Genomic DNA, 11701 nt, shown 5'->3' with positions numbered 1-11701 from the left:
CATGGTAAGCACCGATCGCGGCGACCTCACCCGGACGGCGATCCTCGCCCTGCTGGGCACGGTCGGGCCGCTCAGCCGCAGCGAGATTGCGCGCCGGCTCGACCTCAGCCCGGCCACCGTCACCCAGCTCACGCGCGAGCTCATGGGGCACGGGATGCTCGAGGAGCTCGACCTGAAGCCGTCGCGCGGCGGGCGGCCCGCCGTGCGGCTGGGGCTGGTGGGCAGCGCGGGGCGGGCGCTGGGCGTCAAGGTGACGGCCGATCACCTGGTGCTCGTCGACGTGCGGCTCGACGGGGAGGTGCTGGGCTCCTGGGAGCGACCCTTCGACCCGGCCGCGCCCGACGCGCTCGACTCGCTGGCCGGGGCGATCTCGTCCGTGGTGGCGGAGAGCTCGGCCGACGCGCGGACGCCGCCGCTGCTCGGGGTCGGGGTCGGGGTGCCCGGCAACGTGAACGACCAGGCGGCCGGGACGGTGAACGCGCCCACGCTCGGGTGGCAGGCCATGGCGGTGGGCGAGTGGCTGCGCCGCCGGCTCGAACTTCCGGTGCTGGTGGAGAACGACGTGAACGCGCTGGCGGCGGCCGAGCGGCTGTACGGGCGGGGGCGTACGCACCGGGACTTCCTCGTGGTGACGATCGGGCGCGGCGTGGGCGCGGCGATCGTGGCGGACGGGCGGGTGTACCGGGGCGCGCGCGGCGGCGCGGGCGAGTTCGGCCACCTGCCGGTGGACCCCGGCGGGCCAGTGTGCGGGTGCGGGGCCCGGGGCTGCCTGGAGGCGTACGTCGGCGCCGCGGGCCTGGTCGCGGCGGCCCGGGCCAAGAACGTTCATCTCGACCTGCCGGCGCTCGGACGGGCCGCAGCGGGGGGCGACGCGGGGGCGCGGGAGGTGTTCGCCGAGGCCGGGGCCATCCTGGGCCGGGCCACCGCCGGGCTCATCAACGTCGTCGACCCCGAGGTCGTGGTGGTGCTCGGCGAGGGGACGTCCGACTGGCCGCTCTGGCGGGCGAGCTTCGACGCGGCGCTCAGGGCGCAGCTCTACCCGGGCCGGCGCGACATCTCCGTCGAGGTGGAGAGTTGGGACGACACGAGCTGGGCCCAGGGCGCGGCCGCCCTGGTGCTGGCCACCCCGTTCGACGCGGCGGGGGCGGCGGGCGAGCAGGGCCGCCTGGTACGCGCCCGCCTGATCGGAGCGGCGCCGTGACCCTGACCGCCGCCCCGCCCGAGGCCCCGGCCACCCGCGCGCGCCCGCGCGAGAAGGGCTGGCGGTACGGGCTCACCGTCGCCGTGTTCCTGCTCCCGAGCCTCGTCCCCCTGACCCTCTACACGCTGGTCCCGATGCTCGGCTCGCTCTGGACCAGCCTGCACGAGTGGGACCTCATCACCGAGATGCGCTGGGTCGGCCTGGACAACTACGCCGAGCTCATCGGCGACCCCGGGACCCGGGCGGCCTTCCTGCACACGCTCTCGTTCATCGCCGGCTACCTGCCGCTCGTCTACGTCGGCGGGCTGGGCCTGGCCGTGCTGCTGAACCGGGCGATGCGGGGCCGGAGCCTGCTGCGCGGCGTGTACTTCCTGCCGGTGATCACGAGCTGGGTGGTCGTCGCGCTGATGTGGAAGTGGCTGCTCAACCCCGCCGGCGGCATCGTCGACTGGGCGCTCGGCCTGCTCGGGATCAGCGGCCCCGGCTGGTGGACCGACCCGGACTGGGCGATGCCGTCGATCATCCTCGCCTCGGCCTGGAAGGACCTGGGCTTCGTGATGATCATCCTGCTCGCCGGGCTGCAGGCGATCCCCCGCGAGTACCAGGAGGCCGCCATGGTGGACGGCGCGTCGGCCTGGCGCAGGTTCCGGCACATCACGCTGCCGCTGCTGTCCCCCTCGACGTTCTTCGTGATCGTGATCTCGCTGATCAACGGCTTCCAGGTCTTCGACCAGGTCAAGATCATGACCGGCGGCGGTCCCGGAGGCGCGACGCAGGTGGTGGTGTCGCAGATCTACGACCTCACCTTCAGGTACGGCCGGGCCGGCGCGGCCTCGGCGCTGTCGTGGCTGCTGTTCGCCGTGGTGCTGCTGGTGACAGTCGTGCAGATCCGGGGCCAGCGGCGGTGGGTGACCTATGGGTAGGGCGCGAGGATGGATCCGCAGCGAAGCGAGGACATCCATCCGAACCCGCCGAGCGGGGCTCGGCCAGATAGCGCGCCACTCGCTCGTCGGGCTGGGCGCACTGGCGATGCTGTTCCCGTTCGCGTGGGCGGTGATCACGTCCATCACGCCCGGTGACGCGGTGCTGGCCGTGCCGCCCGACTTCACGCCCGAGGGCGCGAGCCTCGACGCGTACGGCAAGCTGCTGGAGACGCTGCCGTTCTGGCGCATCGTGCTCAACAGCGCCTGGATCGGGGCCGCCTCCACCGCCCTGCAGCTCGTCACGAGCGCGATGGCGGCCTACGCCTTCGCCCGGCTGCCGTTCCCCGGCAGGGGCGCGTTGTTCGCGGTCTATCTCGCGACGCTGATGATGCCGCTGCCGGTGCTGGTCGTGCCGCTGTTCATCGAGATGCGCACGTTCAACCTGGTCGACACGTACTTCGCGCTGCTCGCGCCGACGATCGCCTCGGCGTTCGGGGTGTTCCTGCTGCGGCAGGCGATCAATCAGGTGCCGCGGGAGTTCGACGAGGCGGCGGTGCTGGACGGTGCCGGACATTTCCGGATCTTTCTGTACGTGGTGCTGCCGCTGATCCGCCCGGCGCTGGCCACGTTCGCCATCTTCGGCTTCATGGCCAGCTGGAACAGCTACCTCTGGCCGCTGATCATCATCAAGTCGCCCGAGTTCATGACCCTCCCCCTGGGCCTGGCGACGCTGCACGGCCAGTTCACCACCGAGTGGGACGTGGTCATGGCGGGCTCGGTGACCAGCGTCGTACCGATCCTCGTCCTCTACGTCTTCGCGCAGAAGCACGTCATCGCCAGCGTCGCGCAGAGCGGGCTCAAGTAAAGGAATCCCCCCATGTCAAGACATTTCATCATCGTTGCGGCGGCCACCGCGCTGCTCGCCTCCGCCTGCGCCCAGGGCTCGGCCACGAAGGCCACGACCGGCACCGACGGCCGGGTGACGCTGCGGTACTTCACGTTCTCGGCGGCCCCCGACCACGTCAAAGACCTGGACAAGATCGAGAAGGCCTTCGAGAAGGAGAACCCGAAGGTGGACGTGGTCGTCGAGACCGCGCCGTTCGACGAGTACTTCACCAAGCTCCAGACCAGCATCGCGGGCGGCACCGCGCCAGACACGTTCGAGCTCAACTACGAGAACTTCGTCACCTACGCAGGCGCCGGCTCCCTGCTCGACCTCGGCGGCGTGGCGGGCGGCGGCGACACCTCGGTCTACGCCCAGGAGTCGCTCAACGCGTTCAAGCACGACGGCAAGCAGTACGCCCTGCCCGCGTCGTTCTCGACGGTCGTGCTCTTCTACAACAAGGACCTGTTCGAGAAGGCCGGGGTCGCCCTGCCCACGGCGGACTGGACCTGGGCCGACGAGCAGGCGGCCGCCGCGAAGCTGACCGACCGCAAGAAGGGCGTGTACGGCGACTTCCAGCCGGTGCAGTTCTTCGAGTTCTACAAGACGCTCAAGCAGGCGGGCGGCGAGTTCCTGTCGGCCGACGGGAAGAAGGCGGCGTTCGACAGCCCGCAGGGCGTCAAGGCGGCGCAGTGGCTGGTCTCCAAGGTGGGCAGGACCATGCCGACCGAGGCCGAGATCGGCGGCACCGCCGACTACGACACGAACCTCTTCAAGTCCGGCAAGCTCGCCATGTGGCACAACGGCATCTGGCAGTTCGCCGGGCTGAAGGACGTGCCGTTCGCGTGGGACGTGGTCGTCGAGCCCGGTGACGCCGCCAAGGCCAGCGCGGTCTTCCACAACGCGGTGGCCGCCTCGTCGAGCACGAAGCACGCCCAGGAGGCGGGGGCGTGGGCCCGTTTCCTGTCCTCGTCGGACACCGCGGCCACCACGCGCGTCGAGTCCTCCTGGGAGCTGCCGCCGGTGGCCGACCAGCAGGTGCTCGCCGGCTACCTCAAGGACCCGAAGCCGGCCAACCGGCAGGCCGTGTTCGACTCGCTCAAGTCCATCGCGCTGCCGCCGGTCATCAAGCGGCAGCAGGAGATGCAGGACGCGGTGACCAAGCAGCTCGGCGAGGCCGCGGCCGGGCGCAAGCCGGTGGCGGACGCCCTCAAGGCCGCCGCCGCCGACGTGGACGCCCTGCTCGGCTGATCTTTTAGGAGAGTTCTCGTTGTCCCTCGTCGCGCACAGCCTCGACGTGATCAAGAGGTGGCAGTCCCCCACCGGGGCCTATCCGGCCTCGCCCACCTTCTCCGCCTACCGCGGCTACTCGTGGCTGCGGGACGGGGCGTTCATCGCCGAGGGGGTGAGCAGGCACGGCGACGTGGCCGGGGCGAACGCCTTCCACGCCTGGTGCGCCCGGGTGGTCGCGGACCGGGCGGGCCAGGTGGACTCGCTGGTCTCGCGGGCCGCCCGGGGCGAGGCCGTACCGGTCGCGGAGATGCTGCCGACCCGCTTCACCCTCGACGGGGCGGACGGGGGCGACGACTGGTGGGACTTCCAGCTCGACGGGTACGGGACGTGGCTCTGGGCGCTGCGCGAGCACTGCGCGCGGCACGGCGCGGTGGTCCCCGGGGTCGAGAAGGGGGTCAGGACGGCCGTCCGGTACCTGGCGGCGTTCTGGCACCTGCCCTGCTACGACTGGTGGGAGGAGCACGTCGAGCGGCGGCACGTGGCCACGCTCGGCGCGATCCATGCGGGCCTGCGGGCCGCCGCCGCGCTCGGGGTGCTGAGCGCGGCCGAGGAGGCGTCGGCCGCGCAGGCGGTCGCGGGCATCGCGGCGCTGGTGGAGCGTGAGGGCCTCACCCGGGACGGGTCCGGCCCGCCGCGGCTGCGGAAGTGGCTCGGCGGCGACGCCGTGGACGCCAGCCTGCTCGCGTGCGTGGAGCCGTTCGGCCTCTACCCGGCCGCGCACCCGGTCGGGGCGGCGACGGTCGCCGCGGTGGAGCGCGCGCTCGCCAGGGACGGCGGGGTGTACCGCTACCTCGCCGACACCTTCTACGGCGGGGGTCGGTGGGTGCTGCTGGCCGGTTTCCTCGGCTGGAACCACGCCAGGGCGGGACGCCCCGCCGCGGCCCGGCGCCGGCTGGACTGGATGGCCGCCCAGGCCACCGCCGACGGCGACCTGCCCGAGCAGGTGTCCGACCTGCTGCTGGCGCCCGGGCGGCGGCAGGAGTGGCTCGACCGCTGGGGGCCCGTGGCCACGCCGCTGCTGTGGTCGCACGGCATGTATCTGATCCTCGCCGACGAGTTGGGAGTACACGCATGATCCGGCATCGGCCGCACGGCTCGGGGCACCCGTACGCCGAGACGGAGGACCAGCGCGTCCCGGCCAGACCCGTGGACGGGGAGCCGGTGGAGCTGCGGGTGCGGGCCTCGGCGAACGTGGTCGCCGTGGTGTGCGAGTGGGCCGCCGACGGCGCGCCGCCGGTCGAGCTCCCCCTGACCAGGCGCGACACGGGTGCGGGCCCAGGTGCGGGCCCAGGGGCGGACACTGACGGCGGGCATCTCGCCGCCGCCCAGGCCCGGGCCGCGCGGGCGGCCGCCGGGTCGTGGGCCGTCCGGACGCCCGCGCTGCGGGCCGGGCACCGGTACGCCTACCGCTTCCGCGCCACGACCGTCGGCGGCGCGACCCGTACGGGCAGGTGGTTCGAGGTGTCGGCGGCGAGCTGGTCGGACGCCGGCGGAAAGCTCGACGTCACCGGTGCCGACCGGATCGTGCCGGGGAGCGTGCGGTGGCTGTCGGACGGCGACGGGCCGCTGCGGGCGCGGTTCGAGCTGGCGCTGGGGCCGGAGGAGCACGTCGTGGGGTTCGGCGAGCGGTTCGACGCCGTGGACCAGCGCGGGCGCGAGCTGGACGCGGTCGTCTTCGAGCAGTACAAGGCGCAGGGGCGGCACGGCCGCACCTACCTGCCGATGCCGTTCGCGATGGTCGTGGGCGGGGCCGCGAGCTGGGGCTGGCACGTGCGGACCTCGCGGCGCACCTGGTACGACGTGGCCGCCTCCGCGCCCGGCCGAATTCTGGTGGAGGCCGAGGTGGGCCGGGACGGCGAGCTGGGCGTGCGCTTCCACGACGGCGACGCGCCCGCCGACGTCCTGCGGGGCTTCCTCGACGACGTCGGGCGGCCCACGGAGCTGCCGCCGTGGGTGTTCCGCCTGTGGGCCAGCGGCAACGAATGGAACACGCAGGAGCGGGTGCTGGCCGAGATGGACCGGCACCGCGAGCACGGCATCCCCGTGGGCGCGCTGGTCATCGAGGCGTGGAGCGACGAGAGCACGTTCACGGCGTTCAGAGGGGCCGAGTACGAGCCCTCCGAGGAGCCGCACCGCCTGGCCGACTACGCCTTCCCGCCCGACGGGCCCTGGCCCGACCCCAAGGGCATGGTGGACGAGCTGCACCGCAGGGACGTCAAGGTGCTGCTCTGGCAGATCCCGCTGCAGAAGACGCGCCCCCACCCGAGGCACCAGGCGGCCGTGGACGCCGGGCAGCTCGTCGAGCGCGGGTACGGCGTGCGCGAGCCCGACGGCCGCCCCTACCGCAACCGGGGCTGGTGGTTCCCGCTCGCGCTCATGCCCGACCTGTCCTCCCAGGAGGTGCGCGACTGGTGGACGGCCAAGCGCCGCTACCTGGTCGAGGAGGTGGGCGTCGACGGGTTCAAGACGGACGGCGGCGAGCACGCCTGGGGCCACGACCTGCGCTACGCCGACGGGCGCGACGGCGCGGAGGGCAACGGGCTGTTCCCCGTCCACTACGCGCGGGCCTTCGGCGACCTGCTGCGGTCGTGCGGCAAGGCGCCGGTGACGTTCAGCCGGGCCGGGTTCGCCGGGTCGCAGCCGCACGGCGCGTTCTGGGCCGGGGACGAGGACTCCACGTGGGAGGCGTTCAGGTCGTCGATCAGGGCCGGGATCACGGCCTCCGCCTGCGGGATCGTCTACTGGGGCTGGGACCTGGCCGGCTTCTCCGGCGAGGTGCCGGGGGCCGAGCTGTACCTGCGGGCGGCCGGGGCGGCGGCGTTCATGCCGATCATGCAGTACCACTCCGAGTTCAACCACCATCGCGCGCCCCTCAGGGACCGCACGCCGTGGAACGTCGCCGCCCGGACCGGGGACGAGCGGGTGATCCCGGTGTTCCGGCGGCTGGCCGAGCTGCGCGAGCGGCTGGTGCCGTACCTGGTGGAGCAGGCCCGTACGGCGGTCGGCGGTGGCGCCCCGCTCATGCGCGGCCTGTTCTTCGACCACCCGCGCGACCCGGGCGTCTGGCGGCATCCGCTGCAGTACAAACTCGGGGACGCGCTCCTCGTGACCCCTGTGACCGAACCCGGTATTTCGGAAATTTCGGTCTACCTTCCGGACGGCGAATGGGTCGACGTCTGGACCGGGCGCGACCTGGCGGGCGGCCGGGAGGTGACGCTGTCCGCCGAGCTCGATCGCCCGCCCGTCACCTGCGCGAAGACGCACTGGACACGCCTCGCGGGAGTGTTCACCGACTTGCCGATAGCATCCCGGGCACGATGTTAGCCTCGGGTACGTGCTTGGGGCCGGGACCACTCTCAATGATCGCTACGTGCTCGCCGGCCGTCTCGGCGGCGGCGGCATGGGCGAGGTGTGGCGTGCCGACGACACGGTTCTCGGGCGCGCGGTGGCGGTCAAGGTGCTCATGCCCGCGCTGTCGGAGAGCCCGGCCTTCACCCAGCGCTTCCAGAACGAGGCCCGCGCCATGGCCACGCTCCGGCATCCCGGCGTGGTCGACGTCTACGACTACGGCATCTGCGAGGTCGAGGACCGCCAGGTCAGCTTCCTGGTGATGGAATACGTGCGCGGCGAGTCGCTCGACCGCGTCCTGCGGCGCGGCCCGCTCGGCGCCGAGGCCACCATGCGGCTGGTCGGGGAGGTCGGCGACGCGCTGGCCGCCGCGCACGCGCAGGGCATCGTCCATCGCGACGTCAAGCCGGCCAACCTCATGATCAGGGCCGACGGCGGCGTGGTGCTCACCGACTTCGGCATCGCCCACTCGGCCTCGGCCGGTCATCTGACGGCCACGGGCACGATGCTCTGCTCGGCCGGCTACTGCGCCCCCGAGCTGGCCACGGCCAGCGACGTGACGCCGGCGGTCGACGTCTACGCCCTGGGCGTGGTGGCGTACGAGTGCCTGACGGGGGAGCTCCCGTTCCAGGGCGACACCCCCGTACAGATCATCTTCAAGCACCTCAACGCCCCCATTCCGCGCCTGCCCGACGACGTGCCACCAGGCCCGCGCCAGGTGGTGGCGCGGGCGCTGGAGAAGACGCCCGACCGGCGCTGGCCCTCGGCCGCGGCGATGGCGGAGGCCGCGCGCAGGGCGCTGGCCGCCCCGGACCGGCCGCTCGCACCGCGCCGTCACCGCACGATGCGGGCGGTGCTCACCGCGGCCGCCGCCGTGATCATCTCGGGGGTGGTGGCGGGGTCGGTCTGGCTGCGCCCGGCCGACCCGACGTCCACCGTCGAGGAGGTGCCGCCCACCGTGGATGCCACCTCGGTCACCGTCTCCCCGCCCTCGCCGAGCGTCAGGAAGCCGTCCACGCCCCCGGCCAGGCGCGCCCCGACCCCCAAGCCGACGGCTCACGGCAGCGTGACGCCCGCGCCGAGCCCCAGCGCCTCGGCCTCGGCCACCCCGACCGTGACGCCCACCCCCACGCCGACCGCCTCGGAGCCCGAGCCCACGGCGGAGCCGACCACGGCCGGCCCCGAGGAGCCGCCGACCGCCGACCCCACGATCAGCCACTCCTCGGGCGAGATCCAGTGCATCCGCTCGCCCTGCCCGTGACCCCCTGCCCGTGACCCCGCGCCCGTGACCCCGCGCCCGTGAGGCACTGCCCGTGACGCCCCGTCGCGTGGCCTCGGGCGCTCGCCGGTCGTGAGAGAGTCTCTGGATGGACTCGACTCGCGACCTGCTCATCGCCCTGGCCCGCCGCCATGCCTTCGCCGATCTCGGCGCGCTCGCGCCGGCCACGGAGATCGCCGAGGTGTGCGAGTTCGGGCATCGGCTGATCACCCTCGACGCCGAGGACTTCGCGGCCGAGGCCAAGGGCGTCCCGGCCGACCTGCGGCGGCGCGCGCGGGCGTGCCACATGCCGCAGACACCGCGCGAGCAGCCGCGCGGGGCGCTCGAGTCGCTGCGGCCCGCGTACGGCCTGCTGCTCGAAGTGATCGCCGTACGGTGGCACCGGCGCGAGCTGAGCCCGATGATCGCCGCGGTCCACATCGCCAGCGAATACCTGCCGCTGCTGGCCTTCGAGCCCCAGCTCGGCCACGCCGGCGACCCGGCCCGCTGGCCCGAAGGGCTGAGCGCGCCGGGCAGCCGCTTCGGCGTGATCGGCGACCGGGAGTGCGACCACACCAAGTCCGAGCAGTCCGCCACCAACCGGACGCTGCGGGTGTCGGTCGAGCCGGGCGAGGGCTGGCGCGCGTACTTCGACCGGCAGCACAGCCAGGTCGCCGGCGCCCTCGCCGTCTGCGTCGCCACCTGCCGCAACCCGTGCACGGCCATGGACTGGATCGCGCCCGAGGCGCGCGCCGACCTCCACGTCCGGGCCCGCACGGCGCTCGCCTTCGCCGAAAGCCCCCTCGTCCGGCTGCGGCACGCGGCCCCGGTGGGGCACGGGTTCGGGGTGCCGTCGCCCGAGGAGGTGCTGGACGCCTGGGAGCGCAGCCGCGCCGCCCTCGACAAGAACCCCGTCGGGGCCGCGGCCACGAAGGACGACGGCTTCCCGCTCCCCGGGCTGCCCTCGCTGTTCTCGGCCGTCACCGCCGCGCCCATCGAGCCCTCGACGCTGCTGAACGGCGTCAGCGAGCACATCGTGGGCCTGCTCGAACGCCTCTAGCGGCGTGCGGTGGCCTGCTCTCCCAGGGCGGCGATGCCGTAGAGGAGGCCACCCACCAGGTCGCCCACGCTGAACGCGGTGGCCATCGACATCGCCGTGAGCCGGCAGGCCCCGTCCGACAGCCGTCTGCGGGCATGCTCGCCCGTCACGATCTCCAGCGCGCGGCCCTTCAGGTCGACGAGGAGCACCACGGCGTCGTCGGCCTCCTCGCCGAGGGCCGCGTGCAGGCGTTCGGCGAAGTGGCGGCGCGAGCCCACCGGATCCCCCAGGAACACCCCGAACCGCAGCCCGCTGCGCCGCTCGGCGGTATGCAGAGCGCGCCTGACGTCGTCGGCCTGTGAGGCGGTCAGTCCTCGCATCGTCACATCACCATCCCGCGGAGGCCCCGCCGACGCGGCTGCCGGGCTCGGCGCTCTCGGCGGCGGCCACCCAGTCGCGCTCCGGAACGTCCGCCCAGCGCGCCACCCGGCCGGCCAGGACCAGGTCAGAGGTGCTCACACCGCGCTCGCTCCTGGACGGCCCGCCCAGCCACACCGGGCCGGACTCCACCCGGCGCTGCGCGCTGCGCCCCGGCAGCATGACCAGCAGGCTGATCACGATGAACAGCCCGAACGACACCCCGATGAGAAAGAGCAGAATCTCGCCTGCGCTGTACACATCATGAACGTAATCCCGATGCGCTCAGCGGGCCAGACCCCACGTGGGAGTGTCCACCAGGTAAGATCTTTTTTGAGACGACTTCTCTAGAGAAGAACGTAGAACATACCCCGAAAACATGCGTGGAACACGATGAGCTGGGCCATAAAACTATGGACAGGGCAACACTAGGAAACGTTCCGATCTCCGAGCTACGGTGAGTGACGTGGACTCCGACATCCAGCGAGAAGACGGTCACAATGCGTCACCAATCTGGGTGAGCGACCGGCCAGAGAGCGAGCAGACCGCCGCCGCGAAGCCTTCGGCGCCCACCTCCACGTACGCGCCGGTCGAACGCGCGTCCGTGCGTAGCCTGCTGCAACAACCGCGCGTCCGCCGCCTGCGCAACCGCGTCCTGGTGGGGATCGGCGTCGCGGTGGTGGTGGGCTTCCTCGTGAGCGACTGGCGGCTGGGCGTGACCGCGGGAGTGATCGCGGGCGTCGCGGAGGCGATCTATCGCTCGCGATCCCATTCGACCGTGCCCGCCTGGCGGCGCACGTCCGTGGCGGAGCGCCGCACCGAGGCGCAGCTGCGCAAGCTCGAACGCAGCGGCTATCGCACGCTCCACGCCAGGGCGATCCCCAACAGCGAGGCCCAGATCGACCACCTCGTGGTGGGCCCGACCGGCGTGTACGCGGTCGACTCCGAGAAGTGGGACAAGCGGCTTCCGGTGCGCGTGCAGATGGGCAAGAAGCTCTTCCACGGCCCCTTCGACAAGAAGGCCCGCCTCACCGAGGCGAAGTGGGAGGCGTCGCAGGCCAGCGAGCTGATCACCAAGTCGTTCGGCCGCGAGGTCGCGGTCGTGCCCTCGCTCGCCATCTACGGCCCGCCGGTGCCGTGGAAGATCATGACCATCCGCGGCGTGGACGTCTACCAGGGCGACCGCGCGCGCAGGTGGATCACCAAGCGGGAGCGGGCCCTGACCGACGGCGAGATCGACCGGATCTTCGACATCGCCGCCCAGGTCCTGCCCGCCCGCTACGGCGAAGACTAGGCCCCGGCCCGGACATACCCGTTCGATATGGCGGGGTCCGGGCCA

At 72.8% G+C, this 11701-nt stretch carries 11 protein-coding genes; 9 read left to right on the top strand and 2 right to left on the bottom strand.

Translation table 11 applies throughout. The features are described from left to right. Position 1 precedes the first annotated feature (1 nt). The 8 genes from ACIBQ1_RS57960 to ACIBQ1_RS57925 all read left to right on the top strand — a co-directional run bounded on the left by ACIBQ1_RS57960 (position 2) and on the right by ACIBQ1_RS57925 (position 9966). Positions 2 to 1201, top strand: a complete 1200-nt coding sequence (locus ACIBQ1_RS57960) for an ROK family protein (protein WP_397291834.1) — start codon at positions 2 to 4, stop codon at positions 1199 to 1201. Further along, the gene (locus ACIBQ1_RS57955) at positions 1198 to 2124 is read left to right on the top strand and encodes a carbohydrate ABC transporter permease (RefSeq protein ID WP_397291833.1); all 927 of its coding nucleotides are present in this window, start codon (positions 1198 to 1200) and stop codon (positions 2122 to 2124) included. The genes ACIBQ1_RS57960 and ACIBQ1_RS57955 overlap by 4 nt, the downstream gene beginning before the upstream one ends. A 106-nt stretch (positions 2125 to 2230) precedes the next feature. Continuing rightward, complete coding sequence (locus ACIBQ1_RS57950) at positions 2231 to 2989, top strand: carbohydrate ABC transporter permease (RefSeq protein ID WP_397291832.1); 759 nt, start codon at positions 2231 to 2233, stop codon at positions 2987 to 2989. A 12-nt stretch (positions 2990 to 3001) separates the two neighbouring features. Then, a complete protein-coding gene (locus tag ACIBQ1_RS57945) occupies positions 3002 to 4258 on the top strand; it encodes an ABC transporter substrate-binding protein (protein ID WP_397291830.1) in 1257 nt (418 codons plus the stop codon). Positions 4259 to 4277: 19 nt separating this feature from the next. Then, on the top strand, positions 4278 to 5375 hold the full coding sequence (locus tag ACIBQ1_RS57940) for a glycoside hydrolase family 15 protein (protein WP_397291829.1): 1098 nt from the start codon (positions 4278 to 4280) through the stop codon (positions 5373 to 5375). Next, entirely contained in the window at positions 5372 to 7624 is a 2253-nt protein-coding gene (locus tag ACIBQ1_RS57935; protein WP_397291828.1) for a TIM-barrel domain-containing protein, read from the top strand. Before ACIBQ1_RS57940 ends, ACIBQ1_RS57935 begins: the two co-directional genes overlap by 4 nt. Positions 7625 to 7634: 10 nt before the next feature. Further along, on the top strand, positions 7635 to 8909 hold the full coding sequence (locus tag ACIBQ1_RS57930) for a protein kinase (RefSeq protein ID WP_397291826.1): 1275 nt from the start codon (positions 7635 to 7637) through the stop codon (positions 8907 to 8909). A 106-nt stretch (positions 8910 to 9015) separates the two neighbouring features. After that, on the top strand, positions 9016 to 9966 hold the full coding sequence (locus ACIBQ1_RS57925; protein ID WP_397291825.1) for a hypothetical protein: 951 nt from the start codon (positions 9016 to 9018) through the stop codon (positions 9964 to 9966). On the opposite strand, the gene ACIBQ1_RS57920 is transcribed toward ACIBQ1_RS57925, so the two are convergent. Together ACIBQ1_RS57920 and ACIBQ1_RS57915 are read right to left on the bottom strand one after the other, a co-directional pair. After that, on the bottom strand, positions 9963 to 10325 hold the full coding sequence (locus ACIBQ1_RS57920; RefSeq protein ID WP_397291824.1) for a DUF5130 family protein: 363 nt from the start codon (positions 10323 to 10325) through the stop codon (positions 9963 to 9965). The two genes, ACIBQ1_RS57925 and ACIBQ1_RS57920, sit on opposite strands and share 4 nt — an antisense overlap. A 7-nt stretch (positions 10326 to 10332) precedes the next feature. Next, on the bottom strand, positions 10333 to 10623 hold the full coding sequence (locus ACIBQ1_RS57915; protein ID WP_397291823.1) for a hypothetical protein: 291 nt from the start codon (positions 10621 to 10623) through the stop codon (positions 10333 to 10335). A 256-nt stretch (positions 10624 to 10879) separates the two neighbouring features. Between ACIBQ1_RS57915 and ACIBQ1_RS57910 the strand changes: the two genes are divergently transcribed. Then, the gene (locus tag ACIBQ1_RS57910; protein WP_397291822.1) at positions 10880 to 11656 is read left to right on the top strand and encodes a nuclease-related domain-containing protein; all 777 of its coding nucleotides are present in this window, start codon (positions 10880 to 10882) and stop codon (positions 11654 to 11656) included. The last annotated feature ends 45 nt before the right edge of the window (positions 11657 to 11701 follow it).

It is taken from the genome of Nonomuraea sp. NPDC050153 (genome assembly GCF_044460125.1).
Classification (GTDB): domain Bacteria; phylum Actinomycetota; class Actinomycetes; order Streptosporangiales; family Streptosporangiaceae; genus Nonomuraea.
This window is presented reverse-complemented; position numbering and strand designations above follow the sequence as displayed.